The organism is Roseibium sp., assembly GCF_050301095.1.
GTDB lineage: Bacteria > Pseudomonadota > Alphaproteobacteria > Rhizobiales > Stappiaceae > Roseibium.
The window spans coordinates 1-22,726 of the sequence record NZ_JBNKYW010000103.1 but is presented as its reverse complement, the minus strand read 5'-3'; the positions used below and the strand labels follow the sequence as shown (position 1 = coordinate 22,726).

General features: G+C 58.8%; 14 protein-coding genes and 1 pseudogene. 8 read left to right on the top strand and 7 right to left on the bottom strand.

Annotated features, from left to right (window positions below; translation table 11 throughout):
* Window positions 1–45: 45 nt before the first annotated feature.
* From ACQY7U_RS09075 to ACQY7U_RS09065, 3 genes are all read right to left on the bottom strand, one after another.
* The gene (locus ACQY7U_RS09075; RefSeq protein WP_428643670.1) at window positions 46–2,802 is read right to left on the bottom strand and encodes an EAL domain-containing protein; all 2,757 of its coding nucleotides are present in this window, start codon (window positions 2,800–2,802) and stop codon (window positions 46–48) included.
* A complete protein-coding gene (locus ACQY7U_RS09070) occupies window positions 2,799–3,908 on the bottom strand; it encodes a substrate-binding domain-containing protein (RefSeq protein ID WP_428643669.1) in 1,110 nt (369 codons plus the stop codon). Before ACQY7U_RS09070 ends, ACQY7U_RS09075 begins: the two co-directional genes overlap by 4 nt.
* Window positions 3,909–4,139: 231 nt before the next feature.
* On the bottom strand, window positions 4,140–6,893 hold the full coding sequence (locus ACQY7U_RS09065; protein WP_428643667.1) for an EAL domain-containing protein: 2,754 nt from the start codon (window positions 6,891–6,893) through the stop codon (window positions 4,140–4,142).
* A 465-nt stretch (window positions 6,894–7,358) separates the two neighbouring features.
* On the opposite strand from ACQY7U_RS09065, the gene dapB reads away from it, so the two are divergent.
* The 3 genes from dapB (at window position 7,359) to ACQY7U_RS09050 (ending at window position 11,746) form a co-directional block, all read left to right on the top strand.
* The gene (gene dapB, locus ACQY7U_RS09060; protein ID WP_428643665.1) at window positions 7,359–8,171 is read left to right on the top strand and encodes a 4-hydroxy-tetrahydrodipicolinate reductase; all 813 of its coding nucleotides are present in this window, start codon (window positions 7,359–7,361) and stop codon (window positions 8,169–8,171) included.
* Between the two features lie 29 nt (window positions 8,172–8,200).
* Complete coding sequence (locus tag ACQY7U_RS09055) at window positions 8,201–8,821, top strand: 2,3-bisphosphoglycerate-dependent phosphoglycerate mutase (RefSeq protein WP_428643662.1); 621 nt, start codon at window positions 8,201–8,203, stop codon at window positions 8,819–8,821.
* A gap of 513 nt (window positions 8,822–9,334) precedes the next feature.
* Window positions 9,335–11,746 (top strand): methyl-accepting chemotaxis protein, encoded by a 2,412-nt coding sequence (locus ACQY7U_RS09050; RefSeq protein WP_428643660.1) that lies wholly within the window; start codon window positions 9,335–9,337, stop codon window positions 11,744–11,746.
* A 408-nt stretch (window positions 11,747–12,154) separates the two neighbouring features.
* On the opposite strand, the gene ACQY7U_RS09045 is transcribed toward ACQY7U_RS09050, so the two are convergent.
* From ACQY7U_RS09045 to ACQY7U_RS09030, 4 genes are all read right to left on the bottom strand, one after another.
* Window positions 12,155–13,099 (bottom strand): DUF4238 domain-containing protein, encoded by a 945-nt coding sequence (locus ACQY7U_RS09045; protein WP_428643658.1) that lies wholly within the window; start codon window positions 13,097–13,099, stop codon window positions 12,155–12,157.
* Window positions 13,100–13,553: 454 nt separating this feature from the next.
* The gene (locus ACQY7U_RS09040; RefSeq protein ID WP_428643656.1) at window positions 13,554–14,555 is read right to left on the bottom strand and encodes an adenosine kinase; all 1,002 of its coding nucleotides are present in this window, start codon (window positions 14,553–14,555) and stop codon (window positions 13,554–13,556) included.
* Window positions 14,556–14,587: 32 nt separating this feature from the next.
* On the bottom strand, window positions 14,588–15,478 hold the full coding sequence (locus tag ACQY7U_RS09035; RefSeq protein WP_428643655.1) for a prephenate dehydratase: 891 nt from the start codon (window positions 15,476–15,478) through the stop codon (window positions 14,588–14,590).
* A 125-nt stretch (window positions 15,479–15,603) separates the two neighbouring features.
* Complete coding sequence (locus ACQY7U_RS09030) at window positions 15,604–16,350, bottom strand: 3-deoxy-manno-octulosonate cytidylyltransferase (RefSeq protein ID WP_428643653.1); 747 nt, start codon at window positions 16,348–16,350, stop codon at window positions 15,604–15,606.
* Between the two features lie 186 nt (window positions 16,351–16,536).
* On the opposite strand from ACQY7U_RS09030, the gene ACQY7U_RS09025 reads away from it, so the two are divergent.
* The 5 genes and pseudogenes from ACQY7U_RS09025 to ACQY7U_RS09005 form a co-directional block, all read left to right on the top strand.
* A complete protein-coding gene (locus tag ACQY7U_RS09025) occupies window positions 16,537–17,088 on the top strand; it encodes a c-type cytochrome (protein ID WP_428643651.1) in 552 nt (183 codons plus the stop codon).
* A gap of 143 nt (window positions 17,089–17,231) precedes the next feature.
* A complete protein-coding gene (locus ACQY7U_RS09020; RefSeq protein WP_428643650.1) occupies window positions 17,232–18,668 on the top strand; it encodes a diguanylate cyclase domain-containing protein in 1,437 nt (478 codons plus the stop codon).
* A gap of 121 nt (window positions 18,669–18,789) precedes the next feature.
* Window positions 18,790–20,670 carry an extracellular solute-binding protein gene (locus ACQY7U_RS09015; protein WP_428643648.1) on the top strand — a complete coding sequence of 627 codons (1,881 nt, stop codon included), beginning with the start codon at window positions 18,790–18,792 and terminating at the stop codon, window positions 20,668–20,670.
* Window positions 20,667–22,550 carry an extracellular solute-binding protein gene (locus ACQY7U_RS09010; protein ID WP_428643647.1) on the top strand — a complete coding sequence of 628 codons (1,884 nt, stop codon included), beginning with the start codon at window positions 20,667–20,669 and terminating at the stop codon, window positions 22,548–22,550. Before ACQY7U_RS09015 ends, ACQY7U_RS09010 begins: the two co-directional genes overlap by 4 nt.
* A gap of 39 nt (window positions 22,551–22,589) precedes the next feature.
* Window positions 22,590–22,726: pseudogene (locus tag ACQY7U_RS09005) on the top strand (microcin ABC transporter permease); the annotation flags it as partial.

Here is a 22,726-nt window from a genome sequence, read left to right as displayed (position 1 = left end):
TGGATGGAAGATCTGCCGCCGGAAGCCTCGTGCGAAGCGGGGCGCTTATCCGGCGCGTTTGGCCAGATTGTCCGCGAAGGGTTTTCGGACCATGAACTCGAAGAAGTCTTCCTCCGGCATGGGTTCGCCGAGGTAGTAGCCCTGAACCAGGCGGCAGCCCAGCCGGGCAAGGATGTCGCATTGTTCGCGGGTTTCTGCCCCCTCGCAGACCACCTCAACATCCAGTTTCGCAGCCATGGAGATGATCGCCTCGACCATGGCCTGGTCGTCCGGGTCGTCTTCCAGATCCAGGATGAAGGAGCGGTCGATCTTGAGAATGTCGATGGGCAGGCGCTTGAGATAGCCGAGCGAGGAATAGCCGGTGCCGAAATCGTCGAGCGAGATTTTTACCCCGAGACTCCGGATCGCGTTCAGCAGGGCGACCGGATTGATCCTCTCGTCATCGAACATCACGCTTTCGGTGATTTCAAAGCGCAGGTCGCGTGGCTCCATGCCGGTCTCGTCGAGAATGTGCTTGATGGCATTTATGAAGCCGTCTTCCCGGCATTGCCGGGTGGAGATGTTGACGCTGATGCCGCCGGTTTCGATTCCGCGCTCTGCGCAGGCGGCATGAAAGAGGCAGGCCCGGCGCAGCACCAGTTTGCCCAGGGGAACGATGAGGCCGGTCTCCTCCGCCACCGGGATGAACTCCGCCGGCGCGACGGGCCCGAGCTCCGGATCGTGCCATCGCGCCAGGGCCTCGCATCCGTAGATCCGGCCGGAGACGTAGTCGATGATCGGCTGGATGTGAATGTCCAGCTGATCCTGCTCGATAGCGTTGCGAAGGGCGGTTTCGATCTGCAGCACCCGCGCCGTGCGGTCGTTCATCTGCCGGGCGAAGAACCGGAAGCGATTGCCGCCATCGGACTTGGCCTGATACATCGCCACATCGGCCTGCCGTAACAGGGCGACCTGATCGTTGCCGTCGTGGGGGCAGACGGTGATGCCGATGCTTGCGGTCAGGAAAACATCCTGCGCGCCTTCAAATTCGCTGCCGGTGGTAATGACGTCCAGAATGGCCTGGGCCTTGTGTTCGATCTCCCATTCGTTTTCGGCGTCGGGCAGGATAATGGCAAATTCGTCCCCGCCGAGCCTGGCAACCGTCTGGTTCCACTCTGCCACGGTCTGGATCCTGGCCCCGATCGCCTTCAGGATTTGGTCGCCAAATCCGTGGCCGTAGGTGTCGTTGACCGCCTTGAATCGATCAAGATCCGCAATCAGGAGCGCGGAGATCTTGCCTTCCTTTTGGGACTGGGCGATGGCCTGTTTCAGCCGGTCCTGGAACAGGGTCCTGTTCGGCAGTCCGGTCAGCAGGTCGTAGTTCGACTGCTGTTCGATCAGCTTTTCCTGTTCCTTGCGGTCCGAAATATCCAGGATCGTTACATAAAACGCGTCCTGATCGTTCCACTTCGTCATTCTGACGAAAGCTTCCAGCCAGACAGTACCGCCGCTTCGGGTGACCCCTTGCGCTTCATAGGCGGAAGGAACCAGCTCTCCGCGGCTGCGCAGCTCGCGGTAGGTTTTCAGCCGCTCATGTTCGAAAGGGGCGAATACCTTCCAGGCGGATTGGCCCACGAGTTCGTCCGGGCGGTCGACCGGGTATCCGAGCATTTCCAGAAGCGCCCGGTTTACATAGAGGATCTTCTCGTCCGCATGCACGACGACGCCCTGCATGGAACTGTCGATCAGGTCCCTGAAACGGGCATTGGTCTTGTGCACGGCTTCAAAGGCTTCCTCGAACAGGGACCCCAGAAGATTGTATTCGGCGATCCGGCCCGGCTTGTATTCGGCCAGGGTTCCACGCTGCCTGCGGGCAGTCGCATAGGCGATGAGAGCGGCCAGTGCCGGTGCGGTGAGGCGGTTGAGTATGAAGGCAGCCGCAAGGGAGGCGAGGACTGCATAAATGAGGAAGGGAATGAAAAACTGGCGGTAGCCTTGCCGAATATTCCCGATGATGTCGCTCGGCTGTTCCGTGTAGACGTAAATCGGATGAGAATACTCGTCCGGGTAGAGTACCGCCTTTTTATAGAGCACCTCGTCCTGCAGTTCGTACGCCTTGTCGTTGAGCAGGCTGACGGCGTTTGCGAAGGTTTTTCTGTCGGCAAGACCGCCCATGCTCGCAAGAACCTGATCGTCATGAGCGATTGCGAGACTGCCGGTTCCCAGCATGTTGGCGAGTGCGTCGAGCAGCGTGAAGGAATCGTTGAGCGAATTGCCCCCGATCAGGCGCGCGATGACGCGGCCGCTTTCCGGATCGATGATCGGAATGGCAATGATCGCGACAACGGAAATGGAATCCGTTTTTCCGTCGTCGTAAAGCCGCCAGACGTCGGGAGGGAGGGTCTTGAGCAACTGGCCAGGCAGGACCGCCGAGACATCGACGAGCGAGAGGGAAGCGTTCAGCCAGCCCATCTGGCGTTCGTGATCCAGAATAACGATGTCCGGGAACGATCCCGTCGCGTTCTGGTCGAGTTGTTGAATGATCCTGGTTGCGGCATTGCTGTCATAGGCCTTGATGGCATCGGTCAGATCCTGATCGACCGACACCGTGCGCAGCTGTGTTTCCAGTTGCTTGAGATGTGTTTCGAAAACGAGGCTTGCGAGCGCCTTCTCCTTCTCGGCATTGCGCGCGATCTCGAGCTTCGCGACCGAGAGGCTGCCGAGATAGGTGATCCCGAACAGGGCAACCGCCGTCGTTACCAGGCCCACGAAGAACAGGCCCAACACAATCCGGCTGTATTTTACCCCTGGGGCCTTGATCATTTTGAGTATCGGAATGCCCGTGCCTTGAGTTCATCCAGATGTTCGTTTGAATCGGTCCTCGTCACAAGTTCGAAGGCTCCGGAATACACAACTGGAACCTCGTCGCCCCGTCCGGCAAGGTCGAGTGCAACCGCCTCCGCCATCGCAACGCCGTTGTCGTCGTTCATGCGCATTACCGTCACTTCCAGCTGCCCTGCGGAGATGGCCTCAAGTTCCGCGCTGCCGCCACCCCAGCCGTTGGTGGCCGCGGCGCTGTCAAGGGCGGCAATGGCATCAAGAACACCAAGCGCGATATCCGTCGAACAGGAGTAGATAAAGGTCAGATCCGGATGGTTCTGGAGAATTTGCGTAGCCGCCTCCCTGGATCTCTGGCGGTCGTAGCCGACAAAATAGGACGCTTTCAGGTTCGGGGTATCGGCATCGGAATAGGCTTGCAGAAACGTGTTGCCGCGAGCCCGGCTGACATATCCCTGCGGCCCGTAGAGAATGGCGAAGTCTTTTTTCGCGCCGAAACGCTTCTTGTAGTAGTCAATGAGCAGGTTCGTGCCAGTCACATGGTCGAAGCCGACATAGAGAAACGGTTGCCGCTCCCGCCAGGCTCTGACCGGCGTGGTAATGTTCTGCAGGATCACCTTGGGCCGCCCTCGGGCAATCAGCCGCTGGACCAGCGCCTTGTGCCGCAGCACATCGAGCGTGAAGACCAGATAGTCCGGATCTTCCTTCAGGGCCGCGGCGATAAGGTCTGCCTGATTGCCGACAAAGGAGGGCGAACCGGAAAAGAAAGAGCCGATTTCGTAGGGAACCGCCAGCTCGTTCAGCCGGGCTTCAAAGGAAAGGAGACTGCGGCGCCAATAGTCCGAAACCTGTTTGCCGGGATAGATCACGGCGATTCTGGCAGTTCCCCTGTAGCCGGCCAGGGGGGAGGCGCTGGCGTTGACCCGCCTGGCGAAGCTGTCCGCATGGTTCTGCTGCCTTGGAGAGCGGGCCGAAAACTCCTCGAGAGACCAGAATTCGTCGAGAGACCTGGTTCCGCTCTGGGCCTGCGCGGGCGGGGCAATGGCACCGAAGAAGGTGAGAATGACAACAAGTCCGACCAGTCTGACCAAGGCGTTTCGTGAAACAGGACTATCGGACGACGGCATGACAGCCTCTGAGTGGGGAACGGGACCGGTTGAGCTATTAATGCGCTGCAAGTCTTAACAAATATTCCGGTTTTCTTAAAGATGTAATGGGATTTTGACGCTAGGTGAAAGTGTCCCGGTTGTCTGTTTTAAAGTAATTAAATTTCCGGTTGCGCCCGAAGGTGCATGACTCTGAAACTGAATTCGAGGTGTTACCTAAACGGCTTTCACGATATTCTGGGGAATGATGTCGGGATTTCCTAAAAATTCTTGCATTGCAACCTTGTTCATGGGGCGTGCCAGAACGAAACCTTGGATCAGGGAGCAGCCGATCTCGCTGATCAGGTCGCATTGCTCCTGCGTCTCCGCCCCCTCGCACACCACCTCGATCCCGAGCGATTCGGCCATGGAAACAATCGCCTTGACAAGCGCCAGACCGTCCGAATCCGGTTCCAGGCCCAGAATGAAGGAACGGTCGATCTTCAGGGTGTCGATGGGAAGCCGCTTCAGATAGCTCAGGGACGAATAGCCCGTACCGAAGTCGTCCAGCGATATCCTGACGCCAAGCGCATTGATGGCCTCCAGGATCTCGACCGGATTGACCCGCTGGTCGTCGAACATGACGCTTTCGGTGATCTCGAGCTGCAGGCGGGACGGCTCCATGGCGGTCTTGTCGAGAATGCCGGAAAGTCTTTCGACAAAGTCCCTGTCACGGCATTGGCGCGGCGAGATGTTGACGCTGATGCTGCCGATGTCGAGGCCCTGGTTGCGGCAGGACTGAAAGAAGCTGCAGGCCTCCTGCAGCACCCATTCGCCGAGAGGGATGATGAGGCCGCTTTCTTCGGCCACCTTTATGAATTCAGCCGGTGCCACGGAGCCAAGGCTTGGATGTGTCCATCTGGCCAGGGCTTCGCAACTGACGACCTTGCCGTTCGGATAATCGACGATCGGCTGATAGTTCAGGTGCAGTTCGCCGTTCTGGATTGCCTCGCGCAGCGATACTTCAATTCGTCCGGACCGTGCCGTCTGATCGTTCATGCGCGTGGCGAAGAAGCGATAGGAAGAGCCGCTCTCCGCCTTGGCCTGATACATGCTGGTGTCGGCCTGCAGCAACAACGCTTCGTCGTCTTCTCCGTCACCGGGTGACAGGGTAATGCCGAGGCTGCCCGCCATGACGACCCGGACATTGTTCTCCAGTTCGACCGGTTTCTCGATCTCGGCCAGGATTTCCCGGGCGACATGGTCGATCTGCCAGCGGTCCTCCGGGTCGCTCAGGATGATGGCGAATTCGTCTCCCCCCATGCGCGCAACCGTGGTTTCGGGACCGAGCAGTGCGGTGAGCCGCGCCGCCATGGTGGTGATGATCTGGTCGCCCACCTTCGGGCCATAGGTCTCGTTGACGGTCTTGAACCGGTCGAGATCGAGGATCATCAGGGCGGTCAGTTTGCCCTGATGCCTGTCGCGGTTCAGGGTCTGGTGCAGCCGGTCGATCAGAAGACGCCGGTTCGGCAGGCCGGTCAGAAGGTCGAAATTGGCATTTTTGGTCGCGAGTTCCTCCTGCCGCTTGCGCTCGCTGATGTCGGTAATCGTTGCATAGCGGGCGGTCTCGCCGTGCCATTCCGTCACGCGCACATGCTGCTCGAACCAGATGGTCCGGCCGTCCTTGCGAAGCCCCTTGATTTCATAGGCATGAGGGGTGTCGTTGCCTTGTTCCGCCTCGTAGTAGCTGCGCAGCCGGCTGCGCTCCTCGGGAGCATAAAGATCAAGGAAGGTCTTGCCTGTCAGAGCCTGCGAATCTCCCGGTTCATGGCCAAGCATTTTCAGAAGGGCGTCGTTGACGTAGAGAATCCGGTGGTCGGTATGGACCAGGACCCCGTGCATCGATCCGTCGATCATTTCGCGGAACTGGGCGTCGCGGGCGCGCACGGCCTCGAAGGCGGCCTGGAGCATCCGGGCGAGCTTGTTGAACTCGGTGATCAGTCCCGGCGACGGCGGCAAGACCGCCCTGTCCTGCCGCAGGTTGGTCGCATAGTCCAGGAGACGGCCCAGGGACGCACCCGTGACCCGGTTGATGAGAAACGCCGCACCGATTGCCAGGGCGGCAGTGTAGAGAAGAAACGGCGTGAAGAGGCGGCTGTAGGTGTCCTCGACTTTCTGCAGCGTGTCGACCGGCTGTTTCGTCACCACGCTCAGCCAGTGCCCGTCGATCCCCCGCATCAGCGGCGAGGCGACATAAAGATTGTTGCCCTGGAGGACGTAGCCGCTCATGTTTTCAAGGTTCAGGAGAGAGGCGGGAAGTTTTTCCCGGGTCAGGTCTCCAAGACCGGCAACAGCGTGCTCCTGGTGATAGAGCGCAAGGTTCCCCGCCTGAAGCGTCCTGGAAAGTTCGCCGGAGAGGGAAAAGGAATCCGTTATGGTCGTTCCGCCGAAGACCTTGCCGAGGACCCTGTTTGTTTCCGGCTCCAGAACCGCGACGGCAAGCGCTGCCGTGACCTGCACCGGATCCGTGGCATGATTGGTGTGGATGAACCAGATGTCGGGTGGCAAGGCCGTGCGTACGGTTTCGGGCAACTGGTTGGTGAGGTCGATCAGGCCAAGGCTGCCGTTCACCCAGCCGTATTCGCCCGGACGGTCGATCAGGAGAATGTCCAGAACGGCGCTGGTCATGCCTGCCGCCGCCTGTTCGAGCGCTTTCTTTGCCGCAACCTTGTCCCCTGCCTGAAGTGCGGTGTGCAGGTCCGGGGAAGTGCTGACAGCGCGGATCTGGCTTTCGAGCTGGTCGAGATGCTGCGTGAACGCCATTCTGGCCAGCGTTGCCCTCGACTTTGCCGAACGGGCTATTTCATGCTCTGCGATCGAGACGCTGCCAAGATAGGTAATCCAGAAAAGGGCGGCGGCGGTTCCTACGAGCCCGACCACAAACAGGGTCATGACCAACCGGCTGAAAGGCAGCGAGATACGGGCTCTCAACACGGCTCTCCTCATGTCCCGCATTCCGTCCCCCATCCAAGGCGGTCTACCAGGGCGGGCCCCTCGCTAATCCCGGTCACCGGCCATGCCTGGGACAGGCTTCCGGCAAATGATGTCTGCCTGAATATGCCGGTCATGCCAGCAAGTTTCAAATTGTAGGAACAGTACCTCCAGACAAGCACCAATCCTATCATGAAAAACTGGCCTCGTCGCAGTCTTGTGAGGGGGAGTTTCGGAATTATCCAGTGTAACAGGCGGAGGTTTATCTTTGATGAATTGAAAATGAGATTATTGATCTGGAAATCTATTGTTTCGCCTTTTTGTTCGGTATGGCGATTTCTTTTCAGGATAGTAAAAACTGGCACTAAACTTTTTTATTTTGACGCGGTTGCGCCGCGCATCAGGCGTTTGCCTCCTTGAATGAACCTGCTATACCGCCTGCGAATGTTGTGAACGAGGATCGCCATGAGCCAGATGCGTTTGGTTGTCGTCGGGGCGGGCGGGCGTATGGGCCGCGCCTTGACGCGAGCCGTTACCGAAACCGCCGGAGCGGAAGTGACCGCCGCCGTCGAGCGGGAAGGGTCGGAGCTTCTGGGAAAGGATGCCGGCGAGCTGGCAGGCGTGGGTGCACTCAATGTGCCGGTGACCGATGATCCGCTGACCGCCTTCGCCAAGGCCGATGGCGTGCTTGACTTTACCGCACCGGCCGCAAGCCTTTGGTTCGCCGAGCTGGCGGCGCAGGCGCGCATCGTCCATGTGATCGGAACAACCGGCTGGAGCGAGGGAGAAGACACGCCGCTTCAGGCCGCATCCCGCCATGCCAGGATCATCAAGTCGGGCAACATGAGCCTTGGTGTCAATCTGCTGGCCAGCCTCGTGCGCAAGGCTGCGGCTGCCCTGGATGCGGATTTCGACATCGAGGTTCTGGAAATGCATCACAAGCACAAGGTTGACGCACCTTCGGGAACCGCCCTGCTTCTGGGGCAGGCAGCCGCTGAGGGACGTGGCATCGACCTTGCGACTCATTCTGTGCGCAGCCGGGACGGCATCATGGACCCGCGCAGGACCGGTGATATCGGCTTTGCAACCCTGCGCGGCGGATCCGTCATCGGCGAGCATTCCGTCATCTTCGCCGGAGAGGGCGAGCGCATCGAACTGACCCATAGCGCATTGGACCGGCAACTATTTGCCCGTGGCGCCGTCAAGGCAGCGCTCTGGGGCTTCGACCAGAAACCTGGACTTTATTCAATGGCCGACGTGCTCGGCCTGAACACTTAGGCATGAACACCTAGCTTGAGGATTACGGCATGGATCGTCTTCTTGTGCTTGTCCGTCACGGACAAAGCGACTGGAATTTGAAAAACCTGTTTACCGGCTGGAAGGATCCGGACCTGACCGAACAGGGTGTGGCGGAAGCCCACAAGGCGGGCGAACAGCTCAGGGATCTGAAGCTGTCTTTCGATCTGGCCTTTACCTCCGTCCTGTCGCGCGCGCAGAAGACGCTGGACATCATCCTGGAAGAGCTCGGCCAGACCGGCCTTGAAACTCTGAAGGATCAGGCGCTGAACGAACGCGACTACGGCGACCTGACGGGCATGAACAAGGACGAGGCACGCGAGAAATTCGGCGAGGAGCAGGTTCACATCTGGCGCCGGTCCTACGACGTTCCGCCCCCCGGCGGTGAAAGCCTGAAAATGACCGCCGAGCGTGTTTTGCCCTACTACAAGTCGGAAATCCTGCCGCGTGTTCTGGCCGGGAAACGCACCATCGTCGCCGCACACGGCAATTCGCTGCGCTCCCTCATCATGGAGCTGGAAAACCTTACTCCCGAGGAAATTCTGAAGCGCGAGCTGGGGACGGGGACACCGATCATCTATCGTCTGGATGAGAACGGTTCTGTCCTCAGCGTGCAGGATCTGGCGGATTAGAATCCAAGTCAGTTTCTGCCCGGGCCGCTGACATAGCTCGCAAGCCGGCTGCATCTTTCTTCTTGAGGCGCGAAGCCTTCAAGGTTGGGCCGCGAATTCGAGAGTTTGTGGCCCTTCCGGCCTTCGCTCGCGACCAGATGCGTCGAAAGGGGTTTTGGGCCTCCTCGGGACGAAAGGGCAGTTGGTGAATGTCAGCAAATTGAGGGAGGGCGGTTTCCGCCCTCTTTTTTATTTGTACACATCTTGATTTTTTCCGGTGATCTCTTGGACGGTTGGAACTGAGCGGCGAGAAAACCTTTCCGAAATTTTGAAATAGTGGAAGATCGAGAATTGAAATTTTATTGCAAAATATTGTCGCGAACGAATTGTGACAGATGCCTCAAGACTGTCATCGTAATGTAATAATCCTTTATATTTCAGATATTTACTTTAGATTCACCTGTTGAATACACCTTCGCGCTGCGCTTTGTTGCAGTGCGGGAGAAAATTGTGTTCATTCGGCGATTTCACGATATGAAAATTGATTACAAGCTTTGGGGCGGCTTTTCGGCCATCCTGGTGCTGACTGGTGTCGTCGGTGTTGTGGCGACCGTTACGATCTCGGATCTGTCCGGCCAATCCAGGATTGCCGGTACGGCGACCGGCGCCATAGCACTTTTGCAGAAAGTCGGGGCCGCCAGGGAAGCCTATCTGGCGGCCCCGTCGGACCAGGCAGCCGGGCAGGTCGAACGCCTGGCGGATAACCTGAAAGAGCAGCTTGCCGACATGAATGGACGGGCACCGGAAGAGGCCGGTCCCGCCTTCGGCGTGGGCGGTGCGATCCGGCAGGTGGAGACACTCGAAACCGCATTCGCAAAACTGGAGACGCGGAAGGCCGGTCAGCGGCAAAAACTGGATAACCTCGGCGAAGCGGGCAATCGGCTTGCAGAGCGGACAGCCCTCATCAGCAGCATTGTCGGCGAGGTTCAACTGGAGGCCGCGGAGGCGGCCAAGGCGGCCGCCGTCACTCAAGCCGCCGCCCGTGAACTCACCCGGCATGCGGAAGTCCTGCATGCCGATGCCGAGGGCCTTGCCGCCAGGTTCGGTCACGGCGCCGACTTCAAGCAAAAGAACATGACGGACGAAATCCGGTCGGAAATCGACGCGGCGCTTGCAAGGATGGAGGGCACCGCCTCGAAGATCGAAAGCACCGGTGTTACAGGGCTGGAAGCCGGCCAGGTCGAGCGTGTCGTCACGCGGACCAGGTCTCTTGCCAAGGCGTTGCCGGACTTTCTTGCGGAAACAAACCTTTTCAACCGGATGGGAAAAAAGAAGTCCGTCGCGGACCTTGTCAGGAGCGTCGAACAAAGTGCGCAGAACCTGCGCTTTGCCTCCTACGAGGTTCTCGACCGGGAGCTTGCGGTGGCTGCGGAGGATCAGCGCAACCTGACGAATCTTCTGGAGTTGAGCGGACTGGCGATCAGGCTGGCCAATGCGGCGTCGGCGGCCCGTGCAGACACTCTTGAATTCCTGTCGAACTCGAAGCTCGACACTGCTCCGATCAGCCGCGAAATAGAGGAACTGTCGCGGGTCGCCGCCTTGCTGGATACCCGCACGGAACTGGCCGAAGCCTTCAGTGCGGCAGGCCCTGTCGAGGCAACTGTCGACCGGTTCCGGAAGGCCTTTGCAGAGATCGTCGCAACACAGCGTGATCTGGTTGCGCTTCAGGGGCAACTGGAAAGCGCCTCGGAGGCCGCCGGCCGTCAGATCACGGAACTGGCGTCGAGGCAGGGCCGGGACATTCAGCTGGGCGCCAAGCACGCCCAGACGGTGATAGTTGCCGCGGTGCTGGCGGCCGTTCTCCTGGGCATCGCGCTGGCGGCTGTCCTGAACAGCGCCATTACCCGCCCGATCAGGTCGCTGACCTCCGTCATGTCAAAACTGGCCTCGGGAGAGAACAACACGGAAATTCCGGGCCTTGCCCGGCGGGACGAAATCGGGGACATGTCCCGCACTGTCCGGGTGTTCAGGGAAAACGCCCTGGAGCGCGAGTGGCTGGTCGAACAGCGTGAGCGCGAGGAACTACAGCGCCTCAGCCGTCAGCAGGCGGTCGAGACCATGATTTCCTCCTTCCGTGAAACGGTTCGGGGCGTGCTGGCGTCGGTCGGCCAGACCGCGGCCGGGCTGGACGAAACAGCCCGGATGTTGACCCGGACCGCACAGGAAAGTGCTGAAAAATCCTGCGAGACGGAAGCGGCGGCCGGGATCGCCGGCCGGAATGTAAGCATGGTAGCGACGGCTGCGGAGGAGCTGACGACCTCGATCGCTGAAATCAGCAGCCAGGTCGGACGGACGACCGAAGTGGTCGAACGGGCCACCAGGGATACCCGCCTGACCAATTCCAAGGTCGCTGGCCTGGCCGAAGCTGCTTCAAGGATCGGTGAGGTCGTGACCCTGATCCAGGCGATCGCGGAAAAAACCAATCTGCTTGCCCTCAATGCGACCATCGAGGCCGCGCGCGCGGGCGACGTCGGCCGGGGATTTGCCGTCGTGGCCGCGGAAGTCAAGGAATTGGCCAACCAGACAGCGAAGGCGACGGAAGAGATATCCGGGCAGATCGCGGCGATCCAGTCGGCAACGCAGGACTCCGTCGGCGCAATTGCCGCCATCACGCGCACGATGGATGAAGTCAATTCCTACACCGGGGCCATCGCCGCCGCTGTTTCCCAGCAAGGGGCGGCTACCCGGGAAATCTCGCAGAACGTCCAGCAGGCCGCAGACGGGACCGCTACCGTCACAGCCAATATGACCGGGCTCTCCGGTGCGGTAGAGCAGACAGCCGTTTCGGCTGACCATGTGGTCCGGGCTGCGAGTGAGCTGGGCGGCAAGACCGAGGAACTGCGCCGGGAGGTGGACCGCTTCCTGTCGGATGTCACTGCTGCCTGAAGCTGTCCGGAAATGGCTGGGCGGTGCCTGGCACCCCGCCCCCTGACACAAGTCAGGTCGCAAGCAAATCGGCTCTCGCGTCCCTTCCGGAGCAGTCAAACTGCAAAGAACTTCCTGTCCCTGAAGTCAGAACATATGACCGGAATGGGGCCGGGAGCGGACGGTCGGGATGTGGACACGAAACCGGCGTAACAGACGTTCGCTTCAATCAGATTGATGGTGGGTTTCGGCCCTTAGCTGCCGTTCACTCATTGATATGCTGCTGCGGCGCAGTCCGCCGAAGCCGCCATTCATTGTCGCTGCGAAGACGGTTGGCCTCCAGGTAACGGCAATGCGGACAATGTTAACCTTCAGAGCGTCATGAGTATTTTCTCGACCAATCCCGAAAGCAGGTATTGTATCTAAACTCTAATTCTTGAGTTTTCGCACCACATTCACCTTTGGTCCCGAATATCCAAAATCAACCTGTTGAACCGGTTTAGGGTACTTCATGCCGAGTTGATGAAGGCCATCATGATGAGTGCGATAGTAAAGGCAATGATCTTTGTGTTCCGCCCGCATTTTGTTGGCAAGTTTAGCACGACGCTTGTCCAAATGGTGATTTCGCCATGGCTGAGGATTACCGTGATCGATTCGCAGTATTAGTGATGGAGACAGTGGGAACGGAACCACGGCAAGCCGATGCGCAAGTCCAAAACCGTAAGGCGATCTTGGAATTTTTTCAGATGCAACCCAGAAAACCGGGTTGTCACTCGTGATCAGCTCTACGTCTTTCGAGACTTCAAATGACCACGTCATATTTTCGATTAGGCGGGAAATCGGCTCTAGTTGCACAAAGCCCATGAGACCTGCCCGCCTGTCTACATTCAATTTTAAGCCGTCCTCTCTCCCCAAGTAGTCAAGCACCACCTCTTCTAATTTTGTATCTTCACCACTCTTTTGCTTAGAATTCCGCTCGCACTCGACCTGCATTGCGGTTATCCAACTTGCCATATCACCCGCAAGCGCTGCGAACTGGCGAATTTGTGCAGGACTTCGAACGAACATACTGGCTATAAAAAGTGCCATCGCGGCTTTCTCGTCGGCATCGAGCTTTTCACTGTTCGAAAGGCGCGTTAGGAGAGGTGCGGCCGCGCCTTCTGTCTTAGCGAGAAATTCTTCGATCTCATCAAACCGCTCTCCGTCTTCCACTTCCGGAGAATAGATATTGGTTTCAAGGCCAGTATTTTCAGGCGTCGAGCGCCTCGCATCACCACGCCGGCTATCATGAGTCCAGATGTAACCGTCCGCGTCACAGAAGTTCTTCAAATAGAAACGTGGGACGAAATGCTGCCGTTTGGTTCGATGCGCCATCTACATAATCTTAAATCTAAGTATGCTTTTCCATGTTTAGATATACGGAGCGTCTCAGGCGAATGCCAGAACATGTCCGCGTAGGAAATAACTTAAATTGCGAAAAGGCGCTTGCGACGGTTAAAGGTCCGCTTGTGTAAATGCATTCGAGCAACATCGCGGTCTCAGAGTATGCCCGCTTCCCGCCCTCATTAGTCCTTCACGCGCCAGGCAACAAACGGCAACTTTGCGGACCGGGTTGAAATCCTGCGATCGGCCGGAAAGGGGACGCAAAGCGGTCCATTTACGTTCATACCTCAGCGGGGCGGGGGAAGTCGCAGATTTTTACTTGTTTCATCTTTTGAAGCATTTCCGAACCCCGAAAGTCCTGCTGACCAAGGGGATCGGTTTGATCTTGTAATTCACGACCCAAATTAGGTCAGGAGGGCGGTGCTTGACACCGCCCTCTAATCATTCAGATGTCGAAGCCGCTCTGGGCCGCGATATTCTTCAGCGGCCGTTCCGGTCGGGCACCGACGTGACCGATGACATTGGCTGCGCACAGGCAACCGAGTTCGGCTGCATTCATCAGCTCATAGCCGCGCGCCAGCCCGAACAGGAAACCGGAGGCGAACAGGTCTCCGGCACCGGTCAGGTCAATGACATTGTCGACGGTTTGCGCAGAAACCTTGACCGTCTGCTCGCGGTTGATCGCCATGGCACCGTCCTTGCCGAGCGTCAGCGCTGTCAGGGCGCCGGAGTCCCGGGCAGCGGCGACGGCCGTGTCGAGATCGGACGTCTCGTACAGCGCTTTCAACTCATGCTCGTTGGCGAACATGAGGTCGACCGTACCGTCGGAAAGAAGGCCCAGGAACTCGCTGCGGTAGCGGTCGACGCAAAAGGAATCGGACAGCGTGATCGCAACCTGGCGGCCATGGGCATGCGCGATTTCCGCCGCCTTCAGGAAGGCCTTCTTGGCTTCTTCCGGGTCCCACAGGTAGCCTTCCATGTAGGTCACCGCGGAAGCGGCCACGACTTCTTCGTCGACGTCGGCGGGGCTGAACTCGGTGCAGGCGCCGAGATAGGTGTTCATGGTGCGCTCGCCGTCCGGCGTGATCAGGATCATGGAGCGCGCCGTCGGTTTCCATTCGCGCAGCCGCGGCGTGTTGAAATAGACCCCGGTGCCGTTCATGTCATGCGCGTAGGCATCGCCGAGTTCGTCTTCCGCGACCTTGCCGAAATAGGCAGGCTTGCCGCCGAGCGAAGCGATGCCTGCTGCGGTGTTGCCCGCGCTGCCGCCGGAAACCCGCACGGTCTGTCCCATCTTGTCGAAAAGGCGTACGGCTTCGTCCGTGTCGATCAGGCGCATGGCTCCCTTGACGAGGTTTTCCTCTTTCAGGAAATCCTCTTCCACATGGGCAAACACATCGCAAATGGCATTGCCGATACAAAGGGCGTCGAATCTGGTTTCGGTCATTTGGTCCTCTGGTTTCGCCGGCGGATCCGGCGTCAGGAATGGGGATTGGGGCGCAGGGCACGGTTGGCTTCCGGTTCCCTGATCTTGTCCCTGAAGGGGCTGGCGCGATAAACGCCGAGCATGTTCAGTTCCGCGCAGAAGAAGGCAAGTTCCTCAAGCGCAAGCGCAACAGCCGGATCTTCCGGATGACCCTCGACATCGGCATAGAACATGGAGGCGAAGAACTGGCCTTCGAGCTGGTAGGATTCCAGCTTGGTCATGTTGACGCCGTTGGTGGCAAATCCGCCAAGCGCCTTGTAAAGCGCGGCCGGCACGTTGCGGACCCGGAAGATGAAGGTGGTGATGACCGGCTGGCCGTTGTGGGCCGCCTCCATCTTGTCGCGGGACAGGATGACGAACCGGGTGGTGTTGTGCGCCTCGTCCTCGACATCCCGGCGCAGGATATCGAGACCGTAGATTTCCGCCGCCATTTCGGGCGCCAGCGCGCCGACGCTCGGATCGCCGAGCTCGGCGATCTGCCGGGCAGAACCGGCGGTATCACCGCCGACCATGGCCGTCAGGCCGAGTTCCCGAATGACGTTGCGGCATTGTCCCAGTGCGTGAATGTGGCTTTGCACCTTCTTCAGGCCTTCCACCGTCGCGCCTTTCGGCGCCATCAGCTGGAAGCGGATCGGCATGAAATACTCGCCGATGATGTGCAGGTTCGACTTGGGCAGGAGATGGTGAATGTCGGCAACGCGCCCGGCCACCGAATTCTCGATGGGGATCATCGCGAGATCGGCCGTACCGTCCGCCATCGCGGAAAAGCAATCCTCGAATGTGGCGCAGGGGATGGCTTCATAGTCCGGATAAACGCTCCGGCAGGCCATATGGGAATTGGCGCCGGTCTCTCCCTGAAACACGATTCTTTTTCTGTCGCTCATGGCTCTTTCCGCCTGGATCAATCCGCCTTCCGGCTGCGCCTCGTGAAGACAAGGGATTGATCGATCTGAATTTGCTGGCGCCCTTCGCTTTTCTCAATTGCGGAGGGCGCCAACGGCAAGGGATGTCAGAGGGCCCGGTAGGCGGCGCGCGCCCGCTCCAGGTCCTCCGGGGTGTTCACGTCCATCGGAGCACTGTCGATGATCGATACGTCGATCCGCATGCCTGCTTCCAGTGCCCGCAATTGCTCCAGCTTCTCCCGCACTTCCAGCGGGGACGGCGGCAGCTTCACGAAGTCGGCAAGCGCGCTGCGCCGGTAGGCGTAGATGCCGACATGCTGGTAGAGCGGTCCGTCGCCGCTCGGCGCGGTCGCACGCGTGAAATAGAGCGCGCGGTGCTGACCAGCGCCATTGGGGGTCGTCACGGCCTTGACGAAGCTCGGATCGTCGCGGAAGGCCGGGTCGGTGATCTCGGTCATGATCGTGCCGATGGAGACTTCCGGGATGGCCAGCGGGGCGAAGGCGGCCCGAATCGCTTCCGGAGCAATGAGCGGTACGTCGCCCTGCACGTTCAGCAGGACATCAAACTTTTCTTCCGGGTCGAGCTGCCTTGCGGCTTCAAAAATCCGGTCCGATCCGGATGCCAGATCCGGCCGGGTCATGACGGCCCTGCCGCCGTGGTCCTGAACGGCTTCGGCAACTTGCCTGTCGTCGCAGGCGACGGCGACCGGTCCGATATCGGCGTTCCGCGCCTGCTCGAGAACCCGCACGATCATTGGTTTTCCGCAAATGTCGGCCAACGGCTTGCGCGGCAGACGCGAGGCCGCCAGGCGGGCCGGAATGAGGACGAGAGCTGCGGTCAAAAGGAACTCCATTCAGCCGGATGGGCCGGTCAAAACGCAAAAATCGACCGCCGCGTCCGTTTGTCATATCAGATGCCCTTTTAAAGCTATGGACAGCAAGGTCAAAAAATTTGTAGGTTCCGGCAAATTTTAAAAAGCTGATAGGGCTCGCGGCCAGCGCTGCGGGCTCGGACGCGTATGAGCTTGGAGCCGGAGAGAATGGATTCCTTCACGCTGAACAAGGCCGCCGGTGCGGTTCTGATGGTTCTTATTCTGACAATGGGTGTCGGGATTGTATCCGATATCATCTTCCATCCGACGATCCCCGGAAAGCCGGGATACGAAATCGTCGTCGCTTCCGAAGAGGATGCGACCTCGGAAGTTTCGGCGGTTCCGGAAGTTGCTCCGATTTCCGAGCGCCTGATTGAAGCCTCCGCCGAAGACGGCGCGAAGGTTGCCAAGAAATGCGCAGCCTGCCACACGTTTGAGCAGGGCGGCGCCAACAAGGTCGGTCCGGCACTCTGGGACATCGTCGGCCGCAAGCCGGGCAGCCACGAAGGCTTTGGCTACTCCTCCGCGATGACCGCCTTTGGCGATGCCAACGGCGAATGGACCTTCGAGGAGCTGGACCACTTCCTGGCCTCCCCGAAAAAATACGTCGACGGTACCACCATGGGCTTTGCCGGTCTGCGCAAGCCGGAGGACCGGGCGAATCTGATCGCCTATCTTCGCGAGCAGTCAGATGCTCCCAAACCCTTGCCGGGTGAATAAAATTTCTGCTGCAAATATAGGTTGCAAGTAATATCGAGAAGCCGGGCCCCAAGCCCGGCTTTTTATTTGCTCATGTGAAAAATTAACAATTCTGATGTTACAATGCGGTGCTCCTGTTCTTTGAGGGGGTGAGCAAGAACTTTATGAGTTTGCATCGGCTGCGGAATATCTTTGCAAAATCGAACGGTACGTGGGCTGCCACCATCGTGGCTTTCGTCTGCTTTCTCGCGGGCATTGCAGTCACCGCGTACGTCGGGCAACTCGTTCGAGCGGACCTGATCGAAAAGCACAAGCGCGAAGTTGTTTCCGGACTGACCGAGGCCCGAACCCGCATGGAGGGGGAAATCAACGCGACCGTTGCGCGCGGTTTCGGGATGAGGGTCTATGTAGCGCAATTCGACGACAAGCCGTTTGATCCGGAGGATTACCACGAAATTGCGGCGGACCTGATCGAGGAGACCCCGGCCATCCGCTCGATCGGCATTGCGCCAAACAATATTCTGGAGGCCGTCTTCCCGCTCGAGCCGAACCAGACGGCTATTGGCCTGAACTACCGGATGAGCACGGCACAGTGGCCGGCCATCCGCGAAGCCATGCTGAGCCGGGATGTCGTTATTGCCGGACCGCTCGAGCTGGTTCAGGGAGGCAGGGCTCTGCTGATCAGGATTCCAGTCTTTCCGGCGGCGTTTCCCGGCCAGGCGCTGACGGAGCGGGCTTATTGGGGGGTCATCACGCTTGTTCTCGATGAGGAGGGGCTTCTCACCTCGGCCGGACTGAGGGATATCGTCAACGGTATCCGGATCGCGCTTGTCGACAGAAACGTCGTCGACGGTGAAAACAGTGTCATCTTCGGAGACCGTTCCGTCGCTCAGCATGACTTTGTCGCGCTGTCGCTGCACTTGCCGGGCGGGTTGAACTGGGAGCTTGCCGGCTACCCCGAGGCCGGCTGGATCGAAACCGGCGAGCGGGTCTGGGGCACCCAGCTGGTGGGCAGCCTGATATCGCTGATCTTCAGCGCCATGGCGTTTCTGCTCATCAACGAGGTCTACAAGGTCCGCTCCATGGCGCTTCATGATCCGCTCACGGGTCTGGCGAACCGCAGGCTTCTGGAAGACCGCATGCATCAGCTTGCCAGTCTGTGCGAGCGTTCGGGGGCCGGGTTCGAGATCTTCTATGTGGATCTGGATGCCTTCAAGCCGGTCAACGACAATTACGGTCATTCGGTCGGCGATCGCCTGCTCGTCGAAGTCGGTCAGCGACTGCAGAACCAGATCCGGCAATCCGACACGGTTGCACGCGTGGGGGGCGACGAGTTCATCGTCCTGACCCCCGGCAACATGCGCCGGAACGAAAAGGAAGCCTTCCTTCACCGTCTGACCGACCACGTCTCGACGGTGTTCGAATTTTCCGGCACGCAGATCGACGTAAAGGCCAGTATTGGCAACGCCAGTTACCCGACGGATGCCACGTCCGTGGAAGATCTGATGCGCGTCGCGGATGCGCGAATGTACGCCCAGAAGTCCAAATCGAAGCAGGGCGCGCAGGACTATCCCGGAAAGGGCGTTCCCCAGACAGGTTAAATTTCTGTCATATCGGTATCCAGCAGGTGACGTTTGCCTGGCCGGTCCCTACACTACATTCCAAAGCCATTGATTTGGCCCTTCGATTTGGAATGTGGAACGGAACGGGACGGAGAAGCCGATGGTGTTCGCAAACTACGCTTTCAGACGGTCGCTCGCGAAGATCGTGCTGGCCGGTGCACTCAGCCTCTCTTTTGCTGCCTCCGGTCCGGCTCTGGCCGAAGAACCTCAGTGGAAACACGCGACGGCCCTGACGGGAGAGCCGCGTTACGGTCCCGATGTCTCCCACTTTGACTACGTCAATCCGGAGGCGCCCAAGGGCGGCAAGGTCCGCCTTGCCGATGTCGGAGGTTTCGACACGTTTAATCCGATCCTTCCCAAGGGGAATCCGGCGCCCGGCATCGGATTGATCTATGAGACCCTGATGGAGCAGGCGCTGGACGAAGATGACATTAGCGCCCAGTACGGCGTCATTGCGGAGGCCGTCCGCTATCCGGAAGACTATTCCTGGGTCGAATACAAACTCAATCCGGATGCAAGATGGCATGACGGCAAGCCCATTACACCGGAGGATGTCGTCTGGTCGTTTGAAAAGGCTACGGAACTTAGTCCGCGGCAAAAATTCTACTATCACAATGTGACGTCGGCCAAAGCGCTCGCGGATGGTGTCGTGCGCTTCGAATTCGACACGGCCGGTAATCGCGAGCTTCCGCACATTCTCGGCCAGGTAATGGTCCTTCCGAAACACTGGTGGACGGGAACGAATGCCGACGGAGAAAAGCGGGATATCGGATCCAGCCTTCTGGAACCGCCGCTTGGGTCCGGCCCCTATAAAGTGAAGGACTTCGAAACAAATCGTCGGGTCACTTACGAGCGTGTTGAGGACTATTGGGGACGAGACCTTCCGATCCGCGTTGGGACCAACAATCTGGATGAAATCCAGTATGACTCCTATCGCGATCACACGGTTGTACTGGAAGCCTTCAAGGGCGATCAATTTGATTGGCGAACGGAAAACGTCGCCAAGAACTGGGCAACCGGATATGACAGCCCTGCCTCCGCGAAGGGGCAGATAATTCTGCAGACATTCCCCGACAGAGGGCGTGGCATCATGCAGGCCTTTGTGCCCAACCTTCGCCTGGAAAAATTTCAGGACGAACGTGTCCGCCGGGCCCTGAATCTTGCGTTCGATTTTGAATCGGTCAATCGAACCGCTTTTTTCGACCAGTATAAACGGACAGATTCCTTTTTTTCCGGAACGGAACTCGCGCATTCCGGTCTGCCGGAAGGCAAGGAACTTGAAATCCTGGAAAGTGTTCGTGATCTCGTCCCCGCAAAAGTGTTCACCGAAAAATACGAGAACCCTGTCGGTGGAGACGTTCAGCAGGTTCGAAAGAACCTCCGAGATGCGATTGGGCTGCTTAGGGAAGCCGGGTACGAGCTGAAGGACGGCAAACTGGTTGACAGCAAAAGCGGTGAACCTTTCACAATCGAATTTGTCGACAATGACCCCAATACCGAGCGGTATGTGCTCCCCTATGCGCAAAATCTGAAAAAGCTGGGTATCGACCTCAGTTTGCGGATTCTTGACACGCCCCAGTACATCAATCGCATTCGGAGCCGCGATTTCGAGATGACCACCCTTGCCTGGGGTCAATCATTGTCTCCCGGCAATGAGCAACGCGATTACTGGGGCTCGGAGGCTGCCGACAAACAGAATTCCTACAATTATGGCGGCATCAAAGATCCTGGCGTCGATGCCCTGATCGAGAAGGTCATTTTTGCGGAGGATCGCGAAACGCTCGTGGCTGCGACACATGCCCTCGACAGGGTGCTGATGCACCACAATTACGTTGTTCCGCAGTGGTACTCCGGAATTTACCGCACCGCTCGCTGGAACCGGTTTGGCCATCCTGACAATATTCCGGAATACACCCACGGCTTCCCCACGATCTGGTGGTACGATCAGGAACTGGCTGCCCAAACCGGAGAGGCAAAATGAGGAACCTTCGTTCCCCGTCCAGACGGCAGGTACTCAAATTGTCGGGGGCCGCGGCCCTTGCCTCCGCTGTTCCCTTCGGGCCGGGTCTCCGGGTTGCCGCCGCCGGTTCTGCGATGCATGGAGTTTCGGTTTTTGGCGACCTGAAATACCCGCCTGATTTCACGCATTTCGAATACGCCAATCCAGAAGCGCCCAAGGGCGGAACCTTCTCCTTCGCGCCACCGTCGTGGGGCTTCAACCAGAATCCCCAGACCTACAACACCTTCAATTCCTTCATCCTGAAAGGCGACGCTCCGCCGCGAATGGAGCTTTGTTTCGACACGCTCATGGTGCGCGCCTGGGACGAGCCGGACGCGGTCTACGGGCTTGTGGCAGAAACGGTCGAGGTTTCGGAGGACGGCAATACCTTCACGTTCAACCTCCGGCCCGAAGCCCGGTTTCATGACGGGTCGAAACTGACAGCCGAGGATGTTGCCTTTTCCATCATGCTTCTGAAAGCCGACGGCCATCCGATGCTGAGCCAGCCGCTCTCCGCGCTAAGGGATGCAGAAGTGCTGGGCGAGCACCGGTTGGCCCTGCATTTCGACGGCACGCAGGCGCGCCAGCTTCCCCTGGAAGTGGCCGCCGGCTATCCGATCCTGTCCAAACGCTACTACACCGCCTATGATTTCAAGCAATCGACCCTGACGCCGCCGTTGTCTTCCGGTCCCTACAAGGTCGGAAACCACGCCATTGGCCGCTTCGTCGAGTATCACCGGATTGAAAACCACTGGGCGAAGGACTTGCCGGTCAACGCCGGGCGCTACAACTTCAAGGTCATTCGCGTCGACTTTTACCGCGAACGGCAGGTGGCGTTCGAAGCCTTCAAGAAGGGCGACGTGCTCTACCGGGAGGAGTTCACCTCGAAGAACTGGGCAACAGAATACAATTTCCCGGCAATCGAGGAAGGCAAGGTGATCCGGCGCGAGTTTCCGGATGGCCAGCCCTCCGGCGCCCAGGGCTGGTTCCTCAACACCCGCCGCGACAAGTTCAAGGACCCGAGGGTCCGTCAGGCGCTGGGCTATGCGTTTGATTTCGAGTGGTCCAACAAGAACCTCTTCTTCGGGCTTTATCAGCGAACCCAGTCGTTTTTCGAAAATTCCGACATGAAAGCCCAAGGCCTTCCGTCCGAAGCAGAACTTGCGCTTCTGGAGCCGTTCCGCGATCAGCTGCCCGACGACGTCTTCGGCGAAGCGATCGTACCACCGGTCAGCGACGGCTCCGGCAGTGACCGCGCCTTGTTGCGCAAGGCGAGCGAACTCCTGAAGGAAGCCGGTTATCGGCGCCAGGGGGGGGACCTGATCGGACCGGACGGCAAGCCGCTCGAATTCGAGTTTTTGAACAACACCACCGTTTTTGAGAAGGTCACCAATCCGGTGATCAAGAACCTCGAGCGGCTGGGGATCAAGGCAAATCTGCGTGTCGTGGATCCGGCGCAATACCAGGCGCGCCTGAACGACTACGACTTCGACATCGCCAGCCGGCGCTTCTCCCTGTCACCGACCCTTTCCGACTCCATCCGCGAATTCTGGGGCTCCAGAGCAGCGGCAACACCGGGTACCTACAATATCGCCGGCATTTCCAGTCCGGTGATCGATGCCCTGATCGACAAGGTGATTGCCGCCCAGAGCCGTGAGGAGATGAACACCGCGGCGCGTGCGCTAGACAGGGTTTTGAGGGCGGGGCATTACTGGATCCCGCACTGGTTCAAGAGCGTCCACAACATCGCGATCTGGGATGTCTACGGTTTTCCGCAAGAAACGCCGCGCTATTCCTTCCCCATTGAGGAACTTTGGTGGATAGAACAGGAAAAGGCGGCAAAACTCGGTAAAGCCGGTTAGATTCTTTCAAAGAGAAAATAAAGGGACTGCGCGACCTCCATGGGTGCCTACATCCTTCGCCGTTTGCTTTTGATGATACCGACGCTGGTCGGCATCATGGCCATCAACTTCGCCATCATCCAGTTTGCGCCGGGCGGTCCCGTGGAGCGGATCATCGCCCAGCTGCAGGGAACGGA

Coding starts and splice junctions, on each gene's coding strand:
- ACQY7U_RS09015 (WP_428643648.1), top strand. CDS start 18,790: ATGGTGTTCGCAAACTACGCTTTCAGACGGTCGCTCGCGAAGATCGTG.
- ACQY7U_RS09055 (WP_428643662.1), top strand. CDS start 8,201: ATGGATCGTCTTCTTGTGCTTGTCCGTCACGGACAAAGCGACTGGAAT.
- ACQY7U_RS09045 (WP_428643658.1), bottom strand. CDS start 13,099: ATGGCGCATCGAACCAAACGGCAGCATTTCGTCCCACGTTTCTATTTG.
- ACQY7U_RS09010 (WP_428643647.1), top strand. CDS start 20,667: ATGAGGAACCTTCGTTCCCCGTCCAGACGGCAGGTACTCAAATTGTCG.
- ACQY7U_RS09020 (WP_428643650.1), top strand. CDS start 17,232: ATGAGTTTGCATCGGCTGCGGAATATCTTTGCAAAATCGAACGGTACG.
- dapB (WP_428643665.1), top strand. CDS start 7,359: ATGAGCCAGATGCGTTTGGTTGTCGTCGGGGCGGGCGGGCGTATGGGC.
- ACQY7U_RS09040 (WP_428643656.1), bottom strand. CDS start 14,555: ATGACCGAAACCAGATTCGACGCCCTTTGTATCGGCAATGCCATTTGC.
- ACQY7U_RS09025 (WP_428643651.1), top strand. CDS start 16,537: ATGGATTCCTTCACGCTGAACAAGGCCGCCGGTGCGGTTCTGATGGTT.
- ACQY7U_RS09035 (WP_428643655.1), bottom strand. CDS start 15,478: ATGAGCGACAGAAAAAGAATCGTGTTTCAGGGAGAGACCGGCGCCAAT.
- ACQY7U_RS09075 (WP_428643670.1), bottom strand. CDS start 2,802: ATGATCAAGGCCCCAGGGGTAAAATACAGCCGGATTGTGTTGGGCCTG.
- ACQY7U_RS09050 (WP_428643660.1), top strand. CDS start 9,335: ATGAAAATTGATTACAAGCTTTGGGGCGGCTTTTCGGCCATCCTGGTG.
- ACQY7U_RS09030 (WP_428643653.1), bottom strand. CDS start 16,350: ATGGAGTTCCTTTTGACCGCAGCTCTCGTCCTCATTCCGGCCCGCCTG.